25 protein-coding genes and 1 riboswitch are annotated in these 23,454 nt (G+C 71.9%); of the genes, 13 read left to right on the forward strand and 12 right to left on the reverse strand.

Features of this window, described 5'->3' with window-relative positions:
* Positions 1–12 precede the first annotated feature (12 nt).
* Positions 13–945, reverse strand: coding sequence for an aldose 1-epimerase family protein (locus tag EDF28_RS00995; RefSeq protein WP_123936883.1), 933 nt, complete (start codon positions 943–945; stop codon positions 13–15).
* Positions 942–1,787: a DeoR/GlpR family DNA-binding transcription regulator gene (locus EDF28_RS01000; RefSeq protein WP_173168871.1), complete on the reverse strand. Its 846-nt coding sequence runs from the start codon at positions 1,785–1,787 to the stop codon at positions 942–944. The genes EDF28_RS00995 and EDF28_RS01000 overlap by 4 nt, the downstream gene beginning before the upstream one ends.
* Before the next feature lie 64 nt (positions 1,788–1,851).
* Between EDF28_RS01000 and galT the strand changes: the two genes are divergently transcribed.
* Positions 1,852–2,949, forward strand: a complete 1,098-nt coding sequence (gene galT, locus EDF28_RS01005; protein ID WP_123340927.1) for a galactose-1-phosphate uridylyltransferase — start codon at positions 1,852–1,854, stop codon at positions 2,947–2,949.
* A complete protein-coding gene (gene galK, locus EDF28_RS01010; protein ID WP_123936884.1) occupies positions 2,946–4,082 on the forward strand; it encodes a galactokinase in 1,137 nt (378 codons plus the stop codon). Before galT ends, galK begins: the two co-directional genes overlap by 4 nt.
* Positions 4,083–4,187: 105 nt before the next feature.
* Here the strand turns inward: galK and EDF28_RS01015 are convergent, their stop codons facing one another.
* From EDF28_RS01015 to glyA, 3 genes are all read right to left on the reverse strand, one after another.
* Positions 4,188–4,691, reverse strand: a complete 504-nt coding sequence (locus EDF28_RS01015; protein ID WP_123936885.1) for a hypothetical protein — start codon at positions 4,689–4,691, stop codon at positions 4,188–4,190.
* A 206-nt stretch (positions 4,692–4,897) separates the two neighbouring features.
* Positions 4,898–5,809: a tetrahydrofolate dehydrogenase/cyclohydrolase catalytic domain-containing protein gene (locus EDF28_RS01020; protein ID WP_123937598.1), complete on the reverse strand. Its 912-nt coding sequence runs from the start codon at positions 5,807–5,809 to the stop codon at positions 4,898–4,900.
* Positions 5,810–5,826: 17 nt separating this feature from the next.
* Positions 5,827–7,131, reverse strand: a complete 1,305-nt coding sequence (gene glyA, locus EDF28_RS01025; protein ID WP_333925078.1) for a serine hydroxymethyltransferase — start codon at positions 7,129–7,131, stop codon at positions 5,827–5,829.
* A 53-nt stretch (positions 7,132–7,184) separates the two neighbouring features.
* Positions 7,185–7,270: riboswitch (ZMP/ZTP riboswitch) on the reverse strand.
* A gap of 37 nt (positions 7,271–7,307) precedes the next feature.
* Here glyA and clpS point away from each other — a divergent pair.
* From clpS to nagA, 8 genes are all read left to right on the forward strand, one after another.
* The gene (gene clpS, locus EDF28_RS01030; RefSeq protein WP_185003162.1) at positions 7,308–7,613 is read left to right on the forward strand and encodes an ATP-dependent Clp protease adapter ClpS; all 306 of its coding nucleotides are present in this window, start codon (positions 7,308–7,310) and stop codon (positions 7,611–7,613) included.
* Positions 7,610–8,086, forward strand: coding sequence for a DUF2017 family protein (locus tag EDF28_RS01035; protein WP_123936886.1), 477 nt, complete (start codon positions 7,610–7,612; stop codon positions 8,084–8,086). The genes clpS and EDF28_RS01035 overlap by 4 nt, the downstream gene beginning before the upstream one ends.
* Positions 8,083–9,009: an N-acetyltransferase gene (locus EDF28_RS01040; protein WP_123936887.1), complete on the forward strand. Its 927-nt coding sequence runs from the start codon at positions 8,083–8,085 to the stop codon at positions 9,007–9,009. The genes EDF28_RS01035 and EDF28_RS01040 overlap by 4 nt, the downstream gene beginning before the upstream one ends.
* 76 nt (positions 9,010–9,085) lie before the next feature.
* On the forward strand, positions 9,086–9,511 hold the full coding sequence (locus EDF28_RS01045) for a MarR family winged helix-turn-helix transcriptional regulator (protein ID WP_123936888.1): 426 nt from the start codon (positions 9,086–9,088) through the stop codon (positions 9,509–9,511).
* A gap of 100 nt (positions 9,512–9,611) precedes the next feature.
* Positions 9,612–10,952, forward strand: a complete 1,341-nt coding sequence (locus tag EDF28_RS01050) for an MFS transporter (protein WP_123936889.1) — start codon at positions 9,612–9,614, stop codon at positions 10,950–10,952.
* Between the two features lie 39 nt (positions 10,953–10,991).
* Entirely contained in the window at positions 10,992–11,897 is a 906-nt protein-coding gene (purU, locus tag EDF28_RS01055; RefSeq protein ID WP_260096799.1) for a formyltetrahydrofolate deformylase, read from the forward strand.
* 8 nt (positions 11,898–11,905) lie between these two features.
* Entirely contained in the window at positions 11,906–12,313 is a 408-nt protein-coding gene (locus EDF28_RS01060; protein ID WP_123936890.1) for a YrdB family protein, read from the forward strand.
* The gene (nagA, locus tag EDF28_RS01065; protein WP_123936891.1) at positions 12,310–13,476 is read left to right on the forward strand and encodes an N-acetylglucosamine-6-phosphate deacetylase; all 1,167 of its coding nucleotides are present in this window, start codon (positions 12,310–12,312) and stop codon (positions 13,474–13,476) included. The genes EDF28_RS01060 and nagA overlap by 4 nt, the downstream gene beginning before the upstream one ends.
* A 5-nt stretch (positions 13,477–13,481) precedes the next feature.
* Here nagA and EDF28_RS01070 read toward each other — a convergent pair whose 3' ends face one another.
* The 6 genes from EDF28_RS01070 to EDF28_RS01095 all read right to left on the reverse strand — a co-directional run bounded on the left by EDF28_RS01070 (position 13,482) and on the right by EDF28_RS01095 (position 19,995).
* On the reverse strand, positions 13,482–13,784 hold the full coding sequence (locus EDF28_RS01070) for a hypothetical protein (protein ID WP_123936892.1): 303 nt from the start codon (positions 13,782–13,784) through the stop codon (positions 13,482–13,484).
* Between the two features lie 48 nt (positions 13,785–13,832).
* Entirely contained in the window at positions 13,833–14,396 is a 564-nt protein-coding gene (locus EDF28_RS01075) for a hypothetical protein (RefSeq protein ID WP_260154456.1), read from the reverse strand.
* Positions 14,380–16,251 (reverse strand): alpha/beta hydrolase, encoded by a 1,872-nt coding sequence (locus EDF28_RS01080; protein ID WP_123936893.1) that lies wholly within the window; start codon positions 16,249–16,251, stop codon positions 14,380–14,382. The genes EDF28_RS01075 and EDF28_RS01080 overlap by 17 nt, the downstream gene beginning before the upstream one ends.
* A complete protein-coding gene (locus EDF28_RS01085) occupies positions 16,248–16,526 on the reverse strand; it encodes a hypothetical protein (protein ID WP_123936894.1) in 279 nt (92 codons plus the stop codon). Before EDF28_RS01085 ends, EDF28_RS01080 begins: the two co-directional genes overlap by 4 nt.
* Positions 16,527–16,593: 67 nt before the next feature.
* Positions 16,594–19,050 carry a GH92 family glycosyl hydrolase gene (locus tag EDF28_RS01090; RefSeq protein ID WP_260154457.1) on the reverse strand — a complete coding sequence of 819 codons (2,457 nt, stop codon included), beginning with the start codon at positions 19,048–19,050 and terminating at the stop codon, positions 16,594–16,596.
* A gap of 42 nt (positions 19,051–19,092) precedes the next feature.
* Positions 19,093–19,995 (reverse strand): SDR family NAD(P)-dependent oxidoreductase, encoded by a 903-nt coding sequence (locus EDF28_RS01095; protein WP_123936895.1) that lies wholly within the window; start codon positions 19,993–19,995, stop codon positions 19,093–19,095.
* Between the two features lie 77 nt (positions 19,996–20,072).
* On the opposite strand from EDF28_RS01095, the gene EDF28_RS01100 reads away from it, so the two are divergent.
* Both EDF28_RS01100 and EDF28_RS01105 read left to right on the forward strand, forming a co-directional pair.
* A complete protein-coding gene (locus EDF28_RS01100; RefSeq protein ID WP_123936896.1) occupies positions 20,073–20,660 on the forward strand; it encodes a TetR/AcrR family transcriptional regulator in 588 nt (195 codons plus the stop codon).
* Between the two features lie 262 nt (positions 20,661–20,922).
* Positions 20,923–22,110: a MalY/PatB family protein gene (locus EDF28_RS01105; protein WP_123936897.1), complete on the forward strand. Its 1,188-nt coding sequence runs from the start codon at positions 20,923–20,925 to the stop codon at positions 22,108–22,110.
* Between the two features lie 9 nt (positions 22,111–22,119).
* Here the strand turns inward: EDF28_RS01105 and nagB are convergent, their stop codons facing one another.
* Positions 22,120–22,905: a glucosamine-6-phosphate deaminase gene (gene nagB / locus EDF28_RS01110; RefSeq protein ID WP_111085323.1), complete on the reverse strand. Its 786-nt coding sequence runs from the start codon at positions 22,903–22,905 to the stop codon at positions 22,120–22,122.
* 59 nt (positions 22,906–22,964) lie between these two features.
* On the opposite strand from nagB, the gene EDF28_RS01115 reads away from it, so the two are divergent.
* Positions 22,965–23,444: an NUDIX domain-containing protein gene (locus EDF28_RS01115; RefSeq protein WP_123936898.1), complete on the forward strand. Its 480-nt coding sequence runs from the start codon at positions 22,965–22,967 to the stop codon at positions 23,442–23,444.
* Positions 23,445–23,454 lie beyond the last annotated feature (10 nt).

Consider the following 23,454-nt stretch of genomic DNA (forward strand, 5'->3'; position numbering starts at 1 on the left):
GCACGAAGGCGATCAGGACCAGACGCGGCGGATGCCCCAGGTGCCCGTCCAGGTCTCGTCGGGCTCGAGCCACCGCAGGCCCTCGCCGGAGTTCAGGGCGTTGGCCGGAGCGGTCATCGGCTCGACCGCCACGGCCAGACCCTTCCCGTCGCCGCGGGGGTACTCCCGAGAGGTGAACACCTGCACGTACGGGAACGACGCGTCCTGCCAGAGCTGCACGCCGTCGCCCTCGGGGCCGTGCAGCGTCGTGTGACGGACCCCGTCGGCATCCGGGGTGATGTCGGAGTACGCGGTGTCGAGATCCGCGTCACCGGCGCGCAGTCCCCGTCGCAGGTCGAACGAAGTGCCCTCCACCGACACGGACCCGTTCGGCACCTTCTGCTCGTCGACGGTGAAGGCGGTGGCGGCGTCGAGCGTGACGACGAGGTCGTCGGCCGGGGTGTCGCCGGCGCGCAGGTACGGGTGCGCCCCCACGGCGAAGGGTGCGCGGGCCCCGGAACGGTTCGTGATCTCGTGCGTCACCCGGATGCCGTCGTCGACGAGCTCGTGGTGCACGCGGGTCTCGAGGGTGAACGGCCAGCCGTGTTGCGGGTGGATCGTGGCTTCCTGCACGATGCCCGTCTCGGTCTGCGACACCACACGGTACGGCGCGAAGCGGAGCAGGCCGTGCGACGCGTTGCCGTACTTCGGCTCCGAGACGTCCAGCTGCTGCCGCTTGCCGTCGAGTTCCCAGACCCCGCCGGCGACGCGGTTCGGCCACGGTACGAGCACGATGCCGTTGGCGCCGGGCGGCTGCTCGGTGACGGGGAACGGCTCGGTCAGGTCGAAGCCGGCGACGCGGAGTTCTCGGATGCCGGCGGCGACCTCGGTCACGACGGCCTCGACGACGCCGTCCGGTCCGGCGTGGTGCAGGCGGTACTGGCCACCGGTGGGTGCTGCGGTCATGGGGTGTGGTTCCTTCCGGCTGTGTCCTCGCCGTCCGCGACGACGACCTCGACGCCGGCCGCCCGGATCGTGGCGACCGCGTCGGCTTCGGCCTCGGCGGTGACGACGACGTCGATGTCCTCGAGCGCGCGGACGACCCCGATGTGGGCCCGGCCGAACTTCGACCCGTCCGCGACGACGACGGTACGCCGAGCCGTGGCCGCGAGCACCCGCTTGGCCTCGGTCTCGGGCAGGTTGACGTTGGTCAGACCGTGCGCGACGTCGACACCGGTGCCACCGAGGAACACGACGTCAGCGGCGATCACCGGCAACAGGGTGTTGTTGAACGGTGCGACGAGCGAGTGTTGGAGCGGTCGGAGGGTGCCGCCCGTGACGATCACCGTGAACCGCGGCACGGCGCGCTCGAGGGCCAGCGCGGTCGTCAGCGAGTTCGTGACGACGGTGAGGTCGGACAGCTCCGTGCGGGCGACGAGCGCCTCGGCGACCGCTGCCGGGGTGGTGCCGACGTCGAGCACGACGCACTCGCCGGACCGCACGAGCGCTGCGGCCGCGCGGCCGATGGCGGCCTTGGCCACCTGGTGCTCGACGGCGGTCTCCTCGAAGGGGCGCTCGGTGGACCCGGCCCCGAGGCGGACCGCTCCGCCGTGCACCCGGCGGATCCGGGCCTCCTGGTCGAGGACCGCGAGGTCCTGCCGGACCGTCACCTCACTCGTGCCGAGCGACGCGGCCAGCGCGGCGGTCCGGACCATGCCGGGCGCGCCCTCGACGATGGAGACGATGCGGTCCTGCCGCAGCGGCGCGGGCAGCGATCCGGCCAGGAAGGAGAGGTCGTCGTCGGTCACGGCTCTAGTTTCGCTTGCTTCCGAAGTCTTTCGCAACGCTTCGGATCGGCGCTAGGCTGTTCCGGTGATCACCAAGCGCGTGACGAAGCTCGCGGACGGCCGCGACCTGTTCTACTTCGACGATGCGGACAGCACCCTGCCCGCTGAGCGTGCCATCGACGAGCGTGCGCTCGACCCTCGGCCCGAGACCGCGCGGATGCGCCAGGACGTCCTGACCGGCGAGTGGGTCTCCATCGCCGCGAGCCGGCAGAACCGTGCGTTCCTGCCGCCGGCCGACCAGGACCCGCTCGCGCCGCAGACACCGCAGAACCCGTCCGAGATCCCGAGCACCTACGACGTCGCCGTGTTCGAGAACCGGTCACCGTCGTTCGGTCCGCTGCTCGAGGCCGATGACGCTCCGTCCTCGCTCCAGTCCTTGTCCGACGTCGGCCTGAACCGGCAGCTCCGCAGCGTCGGCCGGTGCGAGGTCGTGTGCTTCTCGCCCGCGACCGAGGGGTCCTTCGCGTCGATCTCCGAGTCGCGTGCCCGCACCGTGGTCGAGGCCTGGGCGGACCGCACCGCCGCGCTCTCCGCCATGCCCGGCATCCAGCAGGTGTTCCCGTTCGAGAACCGCGGCGAAGCGATCGGCGTCACGCTGCACCACCCGCACGGGCAGATCTACTCGTACCCGTACGTCACGCCCCGCACGCAGCGTCTGCTCGACTCCATCGAGCGCTTCGGACCGGACCTGTTCGAACAGCACCTGGCGAACGAGCGGGCCTCGGACCGGGTCGTCCTGCAGGGCGAGCACTTCACGGCCTTCGTGCCGTTCGCCGCACGCTGGCCCATCGAGATCCACATGCTGCCGCACCGCCACGTCCCCGACTTCGCCGGCCTGACCGAGGCCGAGAAGGACGAACTGGCCCACATGCACCTGCGCTTGACGCGGGGTATCGACGAACTCTACGGCGACCCGACCCCGTACATCGCCGCGTGGCACCAGGCGCCGGTGCACGTCGGGCGGGACACCGTGCGGCTCATGCTGCAGATCACGTCGCCGCGTCGGGCGGCGGACAAGTTGAAGTTCCTGGCCGGCAGTGAAGCCGCCATGGGCGCCTGGATCGGGGACCTCGTGCCCGAGAAGGCAGCCGAGTTCATCCGACAGGGAATCGAGCGAGCATGACGTTCCAGCAGGTCTACGGGTACGAGCCGGCGGTGCGGTACTCCGCCCCCGGCCGGGTCAACCTGATCGGCGAGCACACCGACTACAACGACGGGTACGTCCTGCCGTTCGCGATCGACCGGCGCACCACCGCGTCGATCGCCCCGCGGCCGGACCGTCTGCTGCGCGTCTCGTCCGCGTTCGACGCCGGCACCGTGCTCGAGCTGTCGCTCGACGACCTCGACCCGTCGAACATGACCGGATGGTCGGCGTACGTCTTCGGCATCGCTTGGGCACTCCGCGAGCAGGCCGGCGCGGACCTGTCGGACAAGACCGGGTTCGACGTCTTCATCGAGTCCGACGTCCCCGTCGGGGCCGGCCTGTCGTCCAGCGCCGCGATCGAGTGCGGCGTCGCGCTCGCCTTCAACGACCTGTGGGAGCTCGGGCTCGACCGCAAGACCCTCGCCCGCGTGGGGCAGTACTCCGAGAACCACGCCGTCGGCGCACCGACGGGCATCATGGACCAGTCCGCGTCACTGCTCGGCGAGCAGGACGCCGTCGTGTTCCTGGACTGCCGCACGCTCGACACCGCCGTGGTCGACCTGGCGCTCGAGGCCAACGGGCTCGAGGTCCTGGTCATCGACACCCGGGTCGAGCACGCCCACGCCACCGGTGGGTACGCAGCTCGTCGGGCCTCGTGCGAGAAGGGTGCGCAGGTGCTCGGTGTCGAGGCCCTGCGTGACCTGAGCGTCGATGACCTGCCCCGTGCGCAGGAGCTGCTCGACGACGAGACCTTCCGCCGCGTGCGCCACGTCGTGACCGAGGACCAACGAGTCCTCGACACCGTCCGGACGCTGCGCGAACAGGGCCCGCGGGCGATCGGCTCGCTGCTCGTCGCGTCGCACGAGTCGATGCGCGACGACTTCGAGATCTCCGTGCCGGAGCTCGACCTGGCCGTCGCGACCGCCGTCGAGCACGGCGCCGTCGGTGCGCGGATGACCGGTGGTGGGTTCGGTGGTGCGGCGATCGCGCTGGTCGACCAGGAATCGCGTGGTGCGATCACCGAGGCCGTCACCGCCGCGTTCGCAGCCACCGGGTACCGCGAGCCGAACGTCTTCACGGTGCACGCCGCGCAGGGCGCCCGCCGCGACTGAACCTGACCGGCGGAGTTTCGCGCTCACCGACACGTCACGCGGCGCACGGCCCGTGAGGTGTCGCTGACCGCAAAACTTCGGCGCAATCCAGCGCGAGGCCGTGCGTCAGCGGGTCATGTGTCCCGTGGTGACGGTGACGCCGCCCCACGGGAACCCGTGCGGGTGCAGCACCTCGTGCTGGAGCTGGTCCATCACGACGTGGCCCTGCCACACCGTGTAGACCAGCACGCCGACGACGATGCACACCGGGACCGCCAGGTACGCCGAGTACCGCACGATGTCGCCGAGAGTGCGGTGCCCGTACCGTTCGAGCATCGGCGGCAGGACGATCCCGACGACGACCACGAGCAGCAGCAGTGCGAGTGCGGCCGGTGCGACGTGCGCTTCGACCTGCACCGTGATGGGCGCGGTCTCCAGGACCTTGCCGCCGTTGTCGATCCAGTTGTCGTCGGCGTCGACCCCGCCGTAGCCCGTCGACGTGCTCCAGAGCACCAGGTTCGGGGACAGCACCAGTGCGACGATCCCGACGAGTACGAGTCCCCACGCACGCGGACGCAGCTTCCTGCCGGTGGCCGCCATCACGGGCGCGGTCTGGACGTTCTCCCCCATGCGGCGACCGTAGCACTGGGGCCGGCTCCGCACCCGTCCCCCGAACGCGCGGGGCGGGGGCGAGCCGTGCCTCCTGGCCGCCCGTGGACACGACCATCCCGCCAGAGCGACAGATTCCCGCGAACTGTTCACGGGAATCTGTCGCTTTCGCGGCACGGACCGCGGCACGAACGGACGCGCGCCAGCGGCACCGAACGCCGCGCGCGCTACTTCAGGTGGCGCTCCGCAGCCTCGACCACGTTCTTCATGAGCATCGCGCGGGTCATCGGGCCGACGCCGCCGGGCACCGGCGACATGAACCCAGCGACGGACGCGACGGCGGGGTCGACGTCGCCGTGCAGCTTGGCCTTCCCGGTCTCGTCGTTCACCACGCGGGTGATGCCGACGTCGATCACGGCCGCGCCGGGCTGGATCCAGTCCGGCTTGACGAGCCCGGCGACCCCGGCCGCCGCGATGACGATGTCGGCGCGACGGCACTCCGCGGCGACGTCCGCCGTCAGGGAGTGGGTCAGGGTGGCGGTGGCCTCGAGGCGGGTGAGCAGCAGACCGAGCGGCCGGCCGACCGTCAGGCCCTGCCCGATGATCGTGACGTGCGCGCCCCGGATCGAGATGTCGTACGCCTCGAGCATCGCGACGATGCCCCGCGGGGTGCAGGGCAGGGGCGCGTCGATGGTGCCGGCACCACCGGGCAGGGCGAGCACGAGCTCACCGAGGTTCGTCGGGTGCAGGCCGTCGGCGTCCTTCGACGGGTCCATCAGCTCGAGCATCGGCGTCGGGTCGATGCCCTCCGGCAGCGGCAGCTGCACGATGAACGCAGTGACCCGGGGGTCGTCGTTCATCTGCAGGATCGCGGCTCGGATGTCTGCGGCGGATGCCGTCGCCGGCAGGTCGATGCGGTGCGAGTCGAGCCCGATCTGCGCCGAGTCGCGGTGCTTGCCCGCGACGTAGGACAGGGAACCCGGGTTCTCCCCGACCAGGATCGTGCCGAGCCCCGGACGGATGCCGTGCTCGTGCAACCGATCGATGCGGACCCGCAGTTCGTCGAGGGTCCGGGCAGCGAGGGCGGTGCCGTCGATGCGGACCGCCGAGCCCTCCCCCGCCCATCGCTCGACGGGCAGGGGGGTCAGGGCGTCGCTCACGCGTAGAGGGGGAACGCGTCGGTCAGGGTCTTCACCCGGGCCGAGAGCGCTGCGATGTCCGGGTTCGGCATGAGGGTCAGCGCGATGATGTCCGCGACCTCGGTGAACTCGGCGTCGCCGAAGCCACGCGTGGCGAGCGCCGACGTGCCGATGCGGACACCCGAGGTGACCATCGGCGGACGCGGGTCGAACGGCACGGAGTTGCGGTTCACGGTGATGCCGACCTCGTGCAGCAGGTCTTCGGCCTGCTTGCCGTCGACCTCGGAGGTGCGCAGGTCGACGAGCACCAGGTGGACGTCGGTGCCACCGGTGAGGACGTCGACGCCGGCCGCGCGGGCGTCCGGCTGCGTGAGCCGATCCGCGAGCAAGCGGGCACCGCGGATGGTGCGCTCCTGGCGGGCCTTGAACTCGGGGGTGCCGGCGAGCAGGAACGCGGTGGCCTTGGCGGCGATCACGTGCATGAGCGGGCCGCCCTGCTGGCCCGGGAAGACCGCGGAGTTCAGCTTCTTGAACAGGGTCTCGTCGTTGGACAGGATGATGCCCGAGCGGGGGCCGCCGAGGGTCTTGTGCACGGTCGACGAGACGACGTGGGCGTGCGGGACCGGGGACGGGTGCAGACCGGCGGCGACGAGGCCGGCGAAGTGCGCCATGTCGACCCAGAGCTTGGCGCCGACCTCGTCCGCGATCTCGCGGAACTTCGCGAAGTCGAGCTGGCGCGGGTAGGCGGACCAGCCGGCGATGAGGACCTTCGGCTGGTGCTCGATGGCCTTGGCGCGGATGTCGTCGTAGTCGACCTCGAACGTCTCGGGGTCGACGCCGTACGCGACGGCGTTGTAGATGCGGCCGGAGAAGTTGAGCTTCATGCCGTGGGTCAGGTGACCGCCGTGCGCGAGCTCGAGGCCGAGGATGGTGTCGCCGGCGCTGGCGATGGCGTGCAGGACCGCGGCGTTGGCCGTGGCGCCCGAGTGCGGCTGGACGTTCGCGTAGGCAGCACCGAAGAGCGCCTTGGCACGGTCGATGGCGAGCTGCTCGGCGACGTCGACGTACTCGCAGCCGCCGTAGTAGCGCTTGCCGGGGTAGCCCTCGGCGTACTTGTTGGTGAGGACGGAGCCCTGGGACTCGAGCACGGCGCGCGGCACGAAGTTCTCGGACGCGATCATCTCGAGGGTGTCGCGCTGACGGCCGAGCTCCTGCTGCAGGACGGCGGCGATCTCGGGGTCGACCTCGGTGAGCGGGGCGTTGAAGGCTGCGCGGTCGGTGTCGACGGAGCCGTCGACGGCGGGCAGATCGGTGATGGACACGGTTCTCCTACGTGGGTTGGCGACGACCGGTGGGTCGCGCACGGACGATCGGTCGGTGCAGCCCAGGCGTACGGCCGCGCACCGTGTCAGGTGTCGCTCCCCGATGGTGACCCATCCAACGCCAGTCGCGACGTGACGATCGTACCGAGCCGCCCGCCCTGTGTCACCCTGGATGCATGACGCTGACCTCGCCCGACGTGGACGAACGGACCACCCCGGACGAACGCACCAGTGCGCGCGCGGACACCCCGTGGGTCACCGTCGTGTGGGACGACCCGGTGAACCTGATGTCGTACGTCACGTACGTCTTCCAGCGGCACTTCGGCTTCGGTCGCGCGCAGGCGGAGCGGCTCATGCACCAGGTGGACACGGAGGGTCGGGCCATCGTGGCGACGGGTCCGCGCGAGGCGATGGAGGCCCACGTCCAGTCGATGCACGGCTACGGCCTGCAGGCGACCGTCGACAAGGCCCCCGAAGCGTGATCCCCTTCGTCCGCCGGGCCGACGGCGTCCACCTCGGCATGTCCTCCGGCGAGCGCGGGCTGCTGACGTCCCTGACCGAGCAGCTGCGCCAGGTGCTCGACGGCGACCTGACAGCGGACCCGGTGGCGACACGGATGTTCCCGGACGCCTACCCGGACGACGACGACGCCAGCGCGGAGTTCCGGAAGTACACGCAGTCCGACCTGCTGGCGCAGAAGACCTCGAACGCGACGACCGTGCACGACTGGCTGACGGGGACCCGCGACGGCGCCCTCGACCCGGAGGACGAGCAGGCCTGGCTCCGCACGCTGACCGACCTGCGGCTGACGATCGCCGACCGCCTCGGGATCGTCGACGCCGACGACGAGGAGCGTTCGGTCGAGGCCGACGCGGGCGTCGGCCTGCGCGACGTCTACGACTGGCTCGGCTACGTGCAGGAGCACCTGATCACGACGATGACCGACCCGCGGTGACGGTCACCTTCCGCGCGACCACCGAGGACGACCGGGAGGCCCTGCTCGCGTTCTCGACGTCGGAACCGGTCGCGTGGATCGGTCCGGACCGGTACCGCGCCGAGTCCGGCACGGACAACTACCGGCCGGGGTGGTCGTGGCTGGCCGAGCGCGACGGCCGTCCGGTGGCACGGGCGCTCTGGTGGGGTGGCGCGGACGCCGAGGTGCCGTCGACCCTCGACGACCTGCTGGTGGCTCCGGACGTGCCCGAGGACGAGCAGGTGGCGATCGCCGCCGGGTTGATCACGGCGGGGACCGCTGCGTTCGGGGCGCGACCGGAGTGGATCGTCGACGTCGCGGTGGACTGGCACGACGACCCCGAGGCCGTCGCCGCGGTGTCGTGGCGCACGGCGGCCGCCCGGTCGGCGGGGCTCGGACGTTCGACGGAGCGGGTGAGTGTGGCGTGGACGCCGGACCACGGAGTGCCGATGCCGTCCTCGCTGCGCTTCCGGTCGGGTGACGACGACGAGTTCGTGGACCTGTTCGCCCGCGTCGCGGTGGGGAGCCTCGACGCCCACACCGTGGCGTCGGTGGACGAACTCGGCCCGCGGGGCGCCGCCGCCGACGATCTCGAGTTCTACCGCTCGCTGCCGGGGTCGCGCGACGGCTGGCGGATTGCGCTCGACGCCGACGGCCTGGTGGTCGGGTTCGTCCTGGCGACGCGGACGGCGTACGACGCGGCGATCAGTTTCATCGGCGTGCTGCCGCAGCACCGTGGGCGCGGTGTGGTCGACGGCCTGCTCGCCGAGGGGCTGCGCGTGCACGCCGAGGCCGTGGAGCCGAAGGTGGTCGGCACGACGGACGCGGCGAACACCCCGATGCGCCGGGCGTTCGAACGGGCCGGCTTCGTGGTGACGAAGCGCCGCATCGTGTTCGAGCACTGAGCCGATCCGGAGCGGCGGACCCGGGACTCGCAAGGCCACCTTGCAAGTTGCACTGTCGAAGTAGTACCGTGCCGGTATGGAATCACCCGATCCGACCGCGCTCGCCGGCGACCTGCTGACGCTCTACGGTCGGATCCGTCGCACGCTGCTGACCGGCAAGGCCGACGAGGTCACGGCGTCCCAGACCGCCGCGCTCGGCCGCCTGCTGCGGTACGGCGAGAGCACGGTCGCCGAGCTCGCCCGCGCCGAGGGCGTCCGGCCGCAGTCGATGGGCGCGACCGTCCAGGCGCTCGAGGACCTCGGCCTCGTCGGACGACGTCCTGACCCCGCCGACGGCCGCCGTGCGCTCGTCCGCGCGACCGACCAGGGCGCCCGTGCCCGCGAGGACGCCTGGACCACCCGCACCCGCGTCCTGACCGACCGGCTCGCCGCGCTGCCCGACGCCGACCGCGACACCGTCGCCCGAGCGATCGCGATCCTCGCCCCGCTCACCGAACGCTGACCCCGGAAGAAGCACTCCCACGTCCACCTCGACCACTCCCACCCCCGTCGTCGCCCCGGGCAGCACCGGCAGTGGCTTCGGTCCGAAGCTCCTCATCCCGGTGCTCGTCGGGCCGCTGCTCAACCCGATCAACACCACGATGGTGTCCGTCGCGCTCACACCGATCTCCCGCGACCTGGGGATCGGTGCGGCGCAGGCGATCTGGCTCGTCGCCGCCTTGTACCTGGCGAGTGCGATCGCGCAGCCGACGATGGGGAAGCTCGCCGACCGCTTCGGCCCGAAGAAGGTGTTCCTGACGGGGCTCGTGATCGTCGGCGTCGCCGGGGTCGTGCCCGAGTTCCTGACCGGCTTCGGCGGCGCGGTTTTCGCCCGCGTGCTCATCGGCATCGGCACCTCGTCGGCGTACCCGGCGGCCCTCACCACCCTCCGACAGCACTCGGCGCGGATCGGGAAGCCGACCCCGCCGCTCGTGCTCGGAGCGCTGTCCATCACCTCGCTCGTGTCCGCGGCGGCCGGGCCTCCGCTCGGCGGCGCGCTGATCGCCGCGTTCGGCTGGCACGCGATCTTCCTGGTGAACGTGCCCCTGGCGGCGTTCGGCATCGTCGTGGCATCGATGTGGCTGCCGTCCGACCGGCTCCGTCCGCGTGACGACGAGGCCCTGCCCGTCCTGCAGGCGCTCGACCCGTTCGGCATGCTGCTCATGACGGGCACCGTCTCCGCGCTGCTCGTGTTCCTGCTCGACCTGTCCGCCGGCCTGTGGTGGCTGCTCGCGGTGGCGATCGTGCTGCTCGTCGCCCTGGTGTTGTGGGAGCTGCGCGCGGTCCGACCGTTCGTGGACGTCCGGATGCTCGCTCGGAACGGCGCGCTGTCCCGCACCTACGTGCGGCTGTTCCTGACGTACCTGCTCGCGTACACGATGACCTACGGGTTCTCGCAGTGGGTGCAGGACGTCGCCGGGTACTCGAGCGACGTCGCCGGGTACATCCAGCTGCCGGCCGCGATCGTGGCCGGGATCGCGTCGTTCGTCGTCGCCCGGAAGACCGCCGTCCGCGGGCCCCTGATCGTCGCGGCCGTCGTGCCGATCGTCGGCGGGGCGCTCCTGCTCTTCCTGCACACCGGGTCGCCGGTCGTGCTGCTCGCGCTGGCGCCGGCGCTGTTCGGCGTCCCGCAGGCCCTGGCGTCGGTGTCGAACCAGGCGGCGCTGTACCGGCTCGTGCCCGCGTCGTACATCGGCACCGCGGCCGGGCTGTCCCGGACGGCGGTGTACATCGGGGCGATCGGGGCCTCGTCGCTCATCGGTGGTGTGTTCGGCCAGGCCCCGACCACACCGGACCTGCACGTGCTGGCGTGGGTGATCCTCGGGGTCGCGGTGCTCCTGACGGTCCTGACCCTGGCCGACCGCCGCCTCCGCACGGCCGCCGCCGCCACGCCCGCTTCGTGAGCAGAAATGGTCGGGTCGCGTGACGGCACTCGACCATTTCTGCGCACGAAGCACCGCGCTCGCCGCGCCCGGTACCCTGATCCGGTGACCGACCCGACCCCCACGCACTGGACCCTGACGCTCGTCTGTGACGACCAGCCCGGGATCGTGCACGCCGTCTCCGGAGCGGTCGTCGCCGCCAACGGCAACATCACCGAGTCGCAGCAGTTCTCGAGCGTCGACACGAACACGTTCTTCATGCGCCTGCAGGTCATGGCTCCGGTGGACCGTGCGACCTTCGAGGCGGCCCTCGCCCCCGTCGCCGCCCGGTACGACGCCCGCGTCCAGCTCGACGTCGTCGGTCGCCCGCTGCGCAGCCTCGTCCTCGTGTCGAAGGCCGGGCACTGCCTCAACGACCTGCTCTACCGCCAGCGCGGTGGGCAGCTGCCGATCGAGGTCCCCCTCGTGCTGTCCAACCACCCGGACCTGTCCGAGCTCGCGTCGTTCTACTCCGTGCCGTTCGAGCACCGTCCGGTCACCGACGCGGACAGCAAGGCGGCCATGGAGCGCCGTGTGCTCGAAGCCGTCGAGGAGCACGACATCGAACTCGTCGTGCTCGCCCGCTACATGCAGATCCTGTCGCCGGAGCTCTGCGCGGCGCTCGAGGGCCGTGCGGTCAACATCCACCACTCGTTCTTGCCCGGCTTCAAGGGCGCGAACCCCTACCGCCAGGCGCACGCCCGCGGCGTGAAGCTCATCGGTGCGACGGCCCACTTCGTCACGAGCGACCTCGACGAGGGCCCGATCATCGAGCAGAACGTCGTGCGCGTGGACCACACGAAGGACCCCGCCGAGCTGGTCTCCATCGGCCAGGACGAAGAGTCCCGCACCCTCACCCAGGCAGTGCGCTGGATCGCCGAGGACCGCGTCCTGCTCGACGGCGCCCGCACCATCATCTTCAAGTAGGCAGCACCATGACGAACGCCCCGCAGTCCCCCGTCGACTGGGAAGCAGTCCCCGGCCCGGCACCCGCCGGCAAGCAGCGACGGCCGTTCGACGTCTGGCGGGTGCTCCGCGTCCTGGTCTGCACGTTCGGCCTGCTCTCCCTGGCGTTCTGGGGCTACTGGTCGTGGCAGCTCCCCCTGCCCGGCTACCTGTTCATGGTCGGCGCCCCGCTGTTCGCTGCCGTCGTCTGGTACTTCTTCCGCTCGCCGGCGTCGCCGATCGAGACCGACATCGTCGGCAAGACGATCGTCGAGGTCGCCCTGGTCATCGCCGCAGGCGCGACCTGGATCTCCATCGGCCACCCGGTCGTGGGCTTCGTCTTCATCGTGGTCGCCGCCCTGAGCGGCGTGATCGCGTTCCGCAGGGAGACCGCATGACCGTCACGGGCCTCCAGGCCGGCCGGGAGGCCCAGCGCACCCTGGTGCGCGCATCCCGCGTCGTCGACGCGGCCGGGTCCACGGCGGACGGCTGGGTCCTGCTCGCCGGTGACGTGGTGCACGCGGTCGGCTCCGGCCCCGAAGCCCCCGCGGCGGACCAGGTCGTCGACCTGGGCGACGCGGTCCTGACGCCCGGGTTCACCGACCTGCACGGGCACGGCGGTGCGACCGAGTCGTACGAGGACGACTCCTTCGCCGAGTCGCTGGCCGTCCACCGGGCGCACGGCACGACCCGGTCGGTCCTGTCCCTCGTCGCGAACCCGGTCCCCGCCCTCGCGGACTCGCTCGCGCGGATCCGTTCCGTGATGGCGACCGACCCACTCGTGCTCGGTGCGCACCTGGAGGGGCCGTTCCTGTCCCCGCACAACAAGGGCGCCCACAACGAGTCGTTCCTCATCGACCCGTCCCCCGCAGCGGTCGACGCACTGCTCGAGGCCGGCGAGGGCGTCATCCGCCAGGTCACCATCGCGCCGGAACTGCCGGGCGCGCTCGACGCCGTCCGCCGGTTCGTCGCCGCCGGGGTCACCGTCGCCGTCGGCCACACCGTCGGCACCTACGACCAGGCCCGTGCCGCGTTCGACGCCGGTGCGACGCTGCTGACCCACGCGTTCAACGCGATGCCGGGGCTGCACCACCGCGCGCCGGGGCCGATCGGTGCCGCGGTGGCCGACGACCGGGTGACGCTCGAGCTCATCCTCGACGCCGTGCACGTGCACCCGGTCGTCGCGGACACCCTGTTCCGCGCTGCTCCGGGCCGGGTGGCGCTCATCACCGACGCCATGGGTGCTGCGGGCGCTGCCGACGGCTCGTACCGGCTGGGATCGCTCGACGTCACCGTGACGGACGGCGTCGCGCACGTCGCCGGGACCGACACCATCGCGGGGTCGACGTTGACGCAGGACGTGGCGTTGCGGAACGCGGTCTCGCTCGCCGGACGGACGCTGCCCGAGGCCGTCGCGGCCCTGACGAGCGTGCCGGCCGCGGCGCTGGGGCTCGGCGACCGACTGGGACGGCTCGCGCCGGGGTACGCGGCCGACCTCGTGGCGCTGTCCCCGGCGCTCGAGGTGCAGCGGGTGTGGGGCGGCGGGCGCGAGCTGCGCTGACCCGGTCACCGCCGGGCGAGTGCTCCCGCGACGAGCCGGAGCAGCAGGGCGACCGCGCCGACCACGGCGACGGCGACCCCGATGACGACCACGATGACGAGCCGGGTGAGGAAGTGCACCTCGGACTCGTCCTCGCGCACGCCGAGGGACGACGCACCCACGAACACGAACACCGCCGCGATGAGCAGCAGCCCCCCGATCCAGGTCGTGGCGCGCAGGGCGGCCGGTGCTGGTACTCGATTGCGATCGTCCGGGGTCGTCGGTCGGGCCTTGGCGCCCTCGGTCTCCCAGTCGGCGAGTTCGGTCATGGTGGCCCCCCTCTGTCGGGTCGATCGTAGGGCCTGCCGGCCCGTCGGTCAGGGCAGGTCGGTGGGGCGTGGGTTCAGTGGTTCGCCGAACTTCGGTGCCCTCCCCGGCACGCAGTGCCCGTAGATGGACACGTCGGCGTGGGACTCGTACACCTGGAACATGACGGCGAACCCGTCGCTCGCAGTACCGCCGAGGTAGCCGTTCGGGTAGCCGATGACCGTCCGCTCCGGCGACAGTGTCGCGTCGCGCTGCACCCGTGCGCCGTCGTACCCGACAGCGGCGAGCGCCGTCACGACGCGCCGGGCGACCTGCTCGGGCGTACCGGGCAGCGGCAGCCGACGGGTTGCCGAGTACGAGTACTGAGCCGCTTCGTGGCTCCCTGTACCGCAGATGAACCATGCGGGATCGTCATCGCCCCAGCCGTCCTCGCCGACGACCGACCGGACGGCAGCGAAGACGTCCAGGACGTCCTGATGGGATTCTTCGACGTTCATCGACGTGTCCTTCTGCATCGGGGAGTACGGGGCGGCGTCGGCGCACCCGGCCAACAGCATCGTGACGGCGATCGATGCCACGACGGCTCCGCCCCATCGTTCAGAGCCTCGGGTCACCGGTGAGTCCTGTCTGCCAGCCGTACATGAGCCAATCGTCCTTCGTCTGCTGTCGCATGCGGTCGAAAGGCCCGCCCTGTTCAGGGATCGTGCTGCCGAGTCCCATCGCTGCCCGCGCGCTGTTGTGCTGGGCCGTGGTGCCGTCGTCGAAGTACGAGTACCGGCCGTCACCGTTCCCGCCGACGTAGGGGCCGTGCTGCGTGACCCCGTGCAGCGTGCCGTCGCTGCCCCGCTGGGTCTCCGAGCTGAACTCGTGTGCGTCCCACGAGGACTCGGTCGGATCCCGCCGACCCGACAGGTTCTGGCCGGTGACGGCCCAGCCGTCCTCAGCACCCTGGCTGGCGAAGACCTCGCCCAGCGGCACGTGCAGCGCCGAAGCCTTCGGTGCGACGTCCGTGACCCCGGCCGAGCCGAGCAGCACCACGTGGTCGGCGTGGGTCCTCGTCAACGCGATCGTCGCCACGTTCGTGCCGTAGGAGTGCCCCAGCACGGTCAGGTCGGCGTCGCGTCCGGCGGCGGCGCGTGCCGCATGGAACCCGTCGAGGTCGGCCACCAGTCGGTCGGCGCCCTCGTGCGCGCGGCCGTTCGCGACGACGGCCGCGAACGTCGGGTCGTCGGCCATCGGCGGGTGGTAGCCGAGCCAGGACACCACGGCGATGTCGCCGGCGCGGACGCCGGACACGCGGACCTGCTCAGCGCGCATCCCCATCGCGATCTTGCCGTAGTTCTGCACCGTGCCGTCTTGGTCCGTCGCGGTGTTCATGCCCGGCACGATGACGCTGACGTGCGCGGCGCGGTCGAGGTCACCGGCGACGATCTGCGCGAGTGGTGGACGGTCGTCGACGAGTGACGCGAGCGACACCGGGGTCGTGTCGAGGGTGTCCTGGATGTTCCGGTAGGCATCGCGCTGCCGCGACCACGTGGACAGCTCCGCTCGGGCGGCGGCAGCTCCGGCCGGGGTCTTCGCGGCGTCGAGCTGCTCCCGCCAGTGCGCGACCTGCCGTTCCGCGTGGGCGAGCCGGTCGACCAGGGCCGTCGTGTTCGCCCGGGCTCGTGCCCAGTACGCGACGCCGTTCAGGTTCCCGATCACCGTGGGCAACGCCACGACGAACGCCCGCTGGGCTGCCGACGGCGCTCCGTCCGGGCCGGACATCGCCCGCCACCAGCCGGCGACGTCGGTGGCGTCGAGCCCTGCGAGACGCCGGGCGATGCGCGGGTCGTCCCGCAGCGCCGCGATGCTCTCGTGGTCGAGGGTGCCGAGCCAGGTGGTGAACTGCCCGTCGCTCATCGCCCGGGCGGCCGCAGCCGAGACCAGGCCGCCGAGCACCGCTCGGTCGTCGAGCGCAGAAGCCGCCGCACGGTCCGCGGCAGCGCGTCGGGCGACGAGCTCGTCCCACTGCGCCGACAACCGCGCTTCGAGCCCCGCGAGCCAGACGCCGCTGTTCTGCACCTGCTGCAGGAGGACCTCGTCCGCCTCGACCGCGTCGGGTCCGGCCGCCGTCCGGGTCGCGGCGCGGACCGCCAGCTCGTTCACCGCGATGTCGTCGGCCGTGTTCCGGAGCGCCGTCTGCAGGCGAGCGGCTTCGTCCTGGATCTGCTGGACCTCGCGCGCGTAGTCGGCGAGCGCCGTCGCTGCGGCGTCCAACCGTGCGGCGACGCGGTGCGCACTCGCCGGCACCGTCGCTGCGACCGTGAGGAACTGCTGCTGTGCTGCGCCCTGCCACCCGGCCGCCGCGGACTCCGCCGCGACGAGCACGTGACGGGCTCCGTCGCGGACGGCATCCGCGTGCTCGTCGTGCAGGCGGGCGACGCGTTGGATGCCGTCCGGGTCTCCGGCGGTGGGGTCGGCGCTCACCGGACCCGCCGGGCGAGGTCGGCGTCGGCGCGCAGGACCGCTTCGGCAGCGGTGGTCACGTACCCGCCCAGGGTGTCCGCGTCGTCGCCGAGCGAACGGATCATCGCGTCGAGGGCGCTGGCCGACAGGACGAATGCCGACTCCACCGTCGCCGACCCGAACGTGCCGCTGTCGGCCCCGGACAGCGCATGCTCCGGCCGGAAGTCACCAGCCGCCTGCAGGACCCCTCGTGACACCGCCTGCATCGTCGACAGGTCGACCACCAGATCCCCCATGCTGCCCCTTCCGCCCTCCGGACGGGGTCAACATATCAGTACTGGAGTACGACGTGTCAAGCGCTGTTCACCGGTCGATCGGGCGCCCCCGAGCACCGCTCGCCCACGTCGTGTCCGCCGTGTCCCCGACCCGGAGCGACAGCGTGCCGCCGCGGGTGACGAAGGACGCCGGGACCCACGACTTCTCGAGGGTCCGCCCGTCCAACCGCGCACCGTGCACGTACGGCGCGGTGCCGGAGGACCGGACGATGATCCGCTCCCCGCTCGACCGCCGGATGTCGACCGTGCTGAACGTCGGGCTGCCGATGAGCATCTCCGCCCGCCCCGGCGTCTGCGGGAACAACCCGATCGACGCGAAGACGTACCAGGCGCTCATCGTGCCCAGGTCGTCGTTGCCCGGCAGCCCGCTCGGCCCGGTCGTGTAGGCGTCGTCGACGACCCGGCGCACGGTCTCCTGCGTCTTCCACGGCTTCCCGAGCGCGTTGTACATCCACGGCGTGTGGATGTCCGGCTCGTTGGTCGGGTCGAACTTCGTGGCGTCGCCGCCGGTCACCGCGAACGCACCAGTGCTGTCGTGGAAGAACGCGTCGAGTCGCGCGACCGCCGCGTCGTCGCCACCCAGGGCCGTCGACAGCCCCTGTACGTCCTGCGGCACGAGCCAGGTGTACTGCGCACTCGTCCCCTGCGCGAACCCGGTGCCGGTCGAGGGTGACCAGTCGGGCGTCCACGATCCGTCGGCCTGCCGCGCGGCCTGGTACCCGACGGCGGCGTTGAAGGTGTTCTTCCAGTACTCGCCACGAACGCTGAACATCCGGGCATCGGAGCGCAGCCCGAGGGAACCCGCCCAGTACCCGAGCGCACTGTCGGAGATCGAGTCCTCGAGCGTCTCGGCAGCGCCGCCCCAGCACGAGCAGTCGTCGTTCGCGGCGTACTGGCGCTGCAGGTACTCGTCGAGCGCCGGGCGTTGCGCCAGGCACTGGCCCGGGCACCCGATGTCACTCTCGGCGTCGGCGTTCTCGACGGTCGCCTGGTGCTTCAGCGAGGCGTAGGCGGCTCGCACGTCGAAGTTCCGGACCCCCATCGCGTACCAGGTGGCGAGGGTCGCGGCCGAGGGGTCACCCGTCATCACGTGCGTCGGCGCCCCGAGGTGGAGCCAGCGGTCCCACACCCCACCGTTCTGCTGGGCGAACCGCAGCATCGACTGCGCCATGTCCCCGGCGACGTCCGGCCGCAGCAGTGCGAGCAGTTGGATCTGCGCCCGGTACTGGTCCCACCCGGAGTACGTGCCGTAGACGGCGCGGTGCCCTCGGTCCATGCGGTGCACCCGCTGGTCCGGCCCCAGGTAGCGGCCGTCGCGGTCGTTCAGCGTGTTCGGCTGCATGAGCGCGTGGTACACGGACGTGTACAGCTGGGTTGTGCGGTCCGCGGTGCCGCCTCCGACGCGCAGACGCGACAGTTCGCGGTTCCAGGAGGCCCGTGTGCCGGCCGCCACACTCGCGACGGTCGAGCGCTGGGTCACCTCGCCGTCGCGGTTCGCGATCGCTCCTGCGGCGCTCACGTACGAGATGCCGATCTTCGCGTGCACCGTCGCACCGCGACGCGCGTCGAACCCGATCCACGCGCCCGAGCCGCGTCCGGCACGGTCGGCGCCGGTCAGGTAGCCCTCCCCACCGGAGGAGGACGTGCCTCCCGGTCGGACCGTGCCGTCCTGCCAGGTGCCGGTGCTCGTGAACGCCTTGTCGAAGGTGGCCGTGAAGAACAGCCGGTAGTAGCTGCGCCGGTCGGGGTTGGTGGCCCCGCCGCCGTTCGCCCGGCGGCTGCAGAAGCCGCCGGTGAGGACGCTGCCGCTCACAGTGCGGGTCCGGGCGTCGACGCGGGTGGTCGCGGCCTCGCTGCCGTTGATCGAGTTCGAGGTGCGGAAGAGCAGGTTCGCGGCCTTCCCGGCGGGGAACGCGAACTCGCCGATCCCGGCCCGGGTGGTGACGGCGAGGTCGGTGCGGACACCGTTGTCGAGCGCGACGCCGTAGCGCCCGGGGCTCGCGGACTCGTCGTCGTGCGAGTAGCCGGCGGCGTAGACCGCGTCGGTGCTGTCGGCCGACGGCGAGGTCGTGATCGGGGTCGTGACCGGCATGATCGGCACGTCACCGGCGGCTCCCGGTGCGCAGCCGGCGCCGTTGAGGTGCGTCAGGCTGAAGCCGCGCAGCCGGTTCACGTCGTACGAGTAGCCGTTCGCGACCGGGGTCGAGGTCTGGTCACCCGCGGTGCCGGTGGGGCTCCACTGGAGCATGCCGAACGGTGCGGTCGCGCCGGGCCAGGTGTTGCCGTCGCCGCTCGTGCCGATGAACGGGTCGACGTACCGGGCGGGATCGGAGACAGTCCGCCCCGTCTGCGCTGCCTGCCCTGACGGCGATGCGACGGCCGGCGCGGCGACGACCCCCGTCCCGAGCAGCGCGGCGATCGTGGCCACCGCGGCGAGCGGGAGCGGGCGGACGAGCGGGCGACGGTGCACGCGAGAACGGTTCACGTCGGCGACGCTAGCCCCCTCGGACGGGGGACGCGCGATCCGTCACCGAGCCCTCTCCTGCTGTTCACGTCGCCCCTCCACGAAGGCCCGGACGCGAGCGCGGAACGCCGGGTCCGCCGCCGGGCCCTGCACCGGCACGACGTGCAGCCGCCGGTCACCACGACGGAGCGCCGGTCCGACGAACACCCCCTCGGTGACGTCCGGGGCAGTGGCTGCCCAGAGGGTCGAACGAGCGCCGTCCGCAGCGGTCCGGGCCAAGCTGCGTGCGACCATGCCGCCGAGGCGCTGTGTCAGGGTCTCCGCCTGGTCGTTCATCCCCGTCGCCGCGATGCCGGGGTGCGCGATCACCGACCGGATGTCCGAACCGGCAGCACGGAGTCGTTCACCGAGGTCGACGCTCAGCGCTGCGGCCGCGGTCTTGGAGTCGGTGTACACACCGAACTGCGAGTAGTCGTCCGGACCGTCGACCCCGCCCGGACCAGGCACGCGGCGGGTGCGCTGCGACAGGTTCGAGCCGACGAGCACGACGCGGGGAGAGGGCCCGCCGAGCAGCGGGAGCATCGCCTCGGTGAGCACGGCCGGCCCGACGACGTTCGTCGCCCAGGTGCGCTCGATTCCTTCGTCGGTGCGCCCGAACGTGCCGATCGTCGCACCGGCGTTGTTGACGAGGGCGTCCACGGCGATGCCGTCCTCGGCGAGCTGCCGGGCGAACGCCGTGACGGACGCGACGGACGCGGTGTCGACGAGCCGCGCCTCCAGGTCGAATCCCACGGGGAGGACGCGAGCCGCCTTGTCGAGGTCGCGCACCCCGGCGACGACGCGGGCGCCGGCCGAGGCGAGGGTCGTGGCGACGACGAGGCCGAGCCCACCGGTCGCGCCGGTGACCACCACGGTCCTGCCGTGCTGGTCGGGCATCGCTGCCGGTTCCCACTCGAAGCTGTCCATCGTCGTCTCCTGCTCGTTCAGCGCACCCAATCGGATGATTCATCCGGAACGCTAGCACAACCGGATAGAGTGTCCACATGACGATCGCGATGGCCCGACCCGAGGCGCTGCGCTCCGATGCCCAGCGCAACCGGACGGCACTGCTCGACGTCGCCCGCACCTTCGTCGACCGGGGCGAACCGGCCCTGCTCAACGCCGTCGCGCACGAGGCCGGAGTGGGGGTCGGGACGGCCTACCGGCACTTCCCGAGCCAGCAGCACCTGCTCGAAGCGCTCGCGATCGACGCGCTCGAGGACATGCTCGACCAGGTCCGCGACGCCGTCGTGCTGCCGGACGCAGCCGATGCGCTCCGCGGGGTCGTCACGGCCGCGTTCCGGAGCATGGTGGACGACGCAGCCCTCGGTGACCTGCTGACGAACGGCGGGTTCTCCTGCGCGGACACCGCAGCCCTCGCCGGCGACCTGGTGGTGTCCGTCGACGCGCTGCTCGTCCGCGGACGCACCGAGGGGATCGTCCGGACCGACGTCGACGCCGACGACCTCCGCCGGCTGCTCTGCGGGCTGCGCGAAGCGGCCGTCGCCGGCGGCACCCGGGTCAGCGATCCGGAGCGCTACGTCGAGATCCTGCTCGCCGGGCTCCGTCCGACGAGCCGACCGACGCCCTGATCGCGGCGAGACCGACGAGCGCCCCGAACCCGCAGACGGCCACCGCCGCCACCGCGACCGCGATGTAGGCCGCTTCGGTCGAGGGCCCCCGGTAGGGCATGTCGTCGAGCCATCCCAGTCCGGCGATCACGATCACCAGACCGATCGCGACGCTGCCGACGACCACCAGTACCGCATCACGGGCGGCCCGGAGCACGGTGCGCGAGCGGGGTTCCACGGGTTCATCCTGCCGGGCGGCGGCGGGCACTGTCAGGATGGGCGCATGAGCGTCATGGTCTCCGTGTTCGATGCGCACCGCAGCCGTACGAGCGAGAAGTACACCGCGTACCCGCCGGACGTCCTGCCGATGTTCGTCGCCGAGATGGACTCGATGCTCGCGGAGCCGGTGCGCGACGCCCTCGTCGCCGCGGTCACCAACGGTGACACCGGGTACGTCGGCCACGGTCGTGCGCTGCCCGAGGCGTTCGCGGACTTCGCCGAGAGCCGGTGGGCCTGGCGCGTCGACCCCGACCTCGTCCGCACCACCACCGACGTGTCGGTCGCTGCGGTGGAGATGCTCCGCCGGATCATCGAGCCCGGCGACCAGGTCGTCATCATGCCGCCCGTGTACCCGCCGTTCTGGGAGTACGTGTCCGAGGCCGGCGGCACCGTGACCGAGGTCCCGTTGCTCGCACCCGACGGCCCCGCGGACCCGTTCGACACCACGGCCGGTTGGCGGATGGACCTGGACGGCCTCGCGCAGGCGTTCGCCGACGGCGCGCGTACCGTGCTGCTCTGCAACCCGCACAACCCCCTCGGCCTGGTGCACGACCGCTCGTCGCTCGTCGCACTCGCGAAGCTCGCCGCCGAGTGGGACGCCGTGGTCGTCTCGGACGAGATCCACGCGCCGCTCGTGCATGCCGACGCGGTCTTCACGCCGTTCCTGGAGTCGTGCCCCGAGGCCGCCGCGCTCGGGGTCTCGTTGACGAGCGCGAGCAAGGCCTGGAACCTCGCGGGCACGAAGTGCGCGTTGATCGTCGGCGCCTCGGAGCGGGCCCGTGCGTGGTTCGACGCCCTACCGACCGAGGTCGTCGAGCGCACCGGGATCCTCGGGTACACCGCGAGCGTCGCCGCGTTCAGCGAAGGGGGGCCGTGGCTCGCGTCCCTACTCACCGAACTCGCCGCGAACCGCCGCACCCTGGCCGAGCGGATCGGTGACGTCCTGCCCGGGGCGGAGTACCGGCAGCCGCAGGCGTCCTACCTGGCGTGGCTGGACCTGCGCGCCCTGCCGTGGGGCGACGACCCCGCGGCACTGCTGGTCGACGAGGCGAAGGTGGCGCTCGCCTCCGGCCCGGCGTTCGGACGCCAGGGTCAGGGCTTCGCGCGGCTGAACTTCGGGTGCTCGGCCGAGACCCTGGACGACGGCCTCAGCCGCCTGCACATCGCGTTCCGGCAGCGTGCAGACGGCTGATCCTCGGTCCTACTCGAACACCTGCCACGCCGGCTTGTTCGCGTACGTGTAGCGGTAGTAGTCGGCGAGCTGCAGGCCGGCCGCGGCTTCCTCGTCGACGACGACCGTCGCGTGCTCGTGCAGCTGCAGCGCCGATCCGGGGACGAACGAGCTGAGCGGTCCCTCGACCGCGGCGGCGACCGCGTCGGCCTTGGCGGAGCCCTGCGCGACGAGGACGAGCTGCTGGGCGTCGAGGATGGTGCCGAGCCCCTGCGTCATGCAGTGCGTCGGGACCTGCTCGGGCGAGTCGAAGAACCGCGCGTTGGCGTCACGGGTCGACGGCGCCAGGGTCTTGATCCGGGTGCGCGAGGCGAACGAGGACGTCGGCTCGTTGAACCCGATGTGCCCGTTCGCGCCGATCCCCAGGATCTGCACGTCGATCCCGCCGGCGGCACGGATCGCGGCGTCGTACTCCTTCGCCGCGAACTCGAGGTCGTCGGCACGACCGTCGGGCACCCGCACCCGCGAGGGGTCGAACCCGAGCGGCGCCACGACGTCGCGCGCGATGACGCTGGCGTACGACTCCGGGTGCTCGAGCGGGATGCCGACGTACTCGTCGAGGGCGAACCCACGAGCCTCGGCGAACGAGATCTCGCCCGCACCGACCCGACGCTGCAGGTCGGTGTAGATGCCCTGCGGGCTGGATCCGGTGGCGAGACCGATGACGGCGGACGGCTTCTTGGCGACGACGGACGCGATCTTGGCCGCGGCGACGCGACCGACCTCAGCCGGCGTGGGCAGGATGATGATCTCCACACGCCCATGCTACTGGTCATGACCAGTCTCCGACAGGGCGGGATCGGTAGCGTGGGGACATGCCCACCCCCGACTTCGTCCTGTCCCTCCGGTCGAGGATCGGCACCGATCCGCTGTGGTTGACGGGCGTCACCGCCGTGGTCACGCGGGGTTCCGGTGCCGACCAGGAGCTGCTCGTGGTCCGTCGTGCGGACAACGGCGCCTTCACCCCGGTGACCGGCATCGTCGACCCGGGCGAGGAACCCGCCGTCGCCGCCGAGCGCGAGGTCCTGGAAGAGGCCGACGTCGTCGCCGTCGCTGAACGGCTGGCGTGGGTGCAGGTGCTGCCGGAGATGACGTACCCGAACGGCGACCGGGCGCAGTACCTCGACCTGGTGTTCGCCTGCCGGTACGTCTCGGGCACGCCGAACCCCGCGGACGGCGAGAACACCGAGGCGTTCTGGGCCCGGCTCGACGACCTGCCCGACATGCCCGCGAACATGCGTGCCCGCGTCGCGGCCGCCCTGTCCGACGAGCGCGAGGCGCGCTTCCAGCGCTGACCCCACCGGC

This window comes from Curtobacterium sp. PhB137 (genome assembly GCF_003814955.1).
Lineage (GTDB): Bacteria > Actinomycetota > Actinomycetes > Actinomycetales > Microbacteriaceae > Curtobacterium.

What these genes read in the sequence shown, in the direction of transcription:
- EDF28_RS00995 (WP_123936883.1), bottom strand. Translation starts at nt 945, where the DNA reads ATGACCGCAGCACCCACCGGTGGCCAGTACCGCCTGCACCACGCCGGA.
- galK (WP_123936884.1), top strand. Translation starts at nt 2,946, where the DNA reads ATGACGTTCCAGCAGGTCTACGGGTACGAGCCGGCGGTGCGGTACTCC.
- EDF28_RS01015 (WP_123936885.1), bottom strand. Translation starts at nt 4,691, where the DNA reads ATGGGGGAGAACGTCCAGACCGCGCCCGTGATGGCGGCCACCGGCAGG.
- clpS (WP_185003162.1), top strand. Translation starts at nt 7,308, where the DNA reads ATGACGCTGACCTCGCCCGACGTGGACGAACGGACCACCCCGGACGAA.
- EDF28_RS01045 (WP_123936888.1), top strand. Translation starts at nt 9,086, where the DNA reads ATGGAATCACCCGATCCGACCGCGCTCGCCGGCGACCTGCTGACGCTC.
- EDF28_RS01060 (WP_123936890.1), top strand. Translation starts at nt 11,906, where the DNA reads ATGACGAACGCCCCGCAGTCCCCCGTCGACTGGGAAGCAGTCCCCGGC.
- nagA (WP_123936891.1), top strand. Translation starts at nt 12,310, where the DNA reads ATGACCGTCACGGGCCTCCAGGCCGGCCGGGAGGCCCAGCGCACCCTG.
- EDF28_RS01070 (WP_123936892.1), bottom strand. Translation starts at nt 13,784, where the DNA reads ATGACCGAACTCGCCGACTGGGAGACCGAGGGCGCCAAGGCCCGACCG.
- EDF28_RS01085 (WP_123936894.1), bottom strand. Translation starts at nt 16,526, where the DNA reads ATGGGGGATCTGGTGGTCGACCTGTCGACGATGCAGGCGGTGTCACGA.
- EDF28_RS01095 (WP_123936895.1), bottom strand. Translation starts at nt 19,995, where the DNA reads ATGGACAGCTTCGAGTGGGAACCGGCAGCGATGCCCGACCAGCACGGC.
- EDF28_RS01100 (WP_123936896.1), top strand. Translation starts at nt 20,073, where the DNA reads ATGACGATCGCGATGGCCCGACCCGAGGCGCTGCGCTCCGATGCCCAG.
- EDF28_RS01105 (WP_123936897.1), top strand. Translation starts at nt 20,923, where the DNA reads ATGAGCGTCATGGTCTCCGTGTTCGATGCGCACCGCAGCCGTACGAGC.
- EDF28_RS01115 (WP_123936898.1), top strand. Translation starts at nt 22,965, where the DNA reads ATGCCCACCCCCGACTTCGTCCTGTCCCTCCGGTCGAGGATCGGCACC.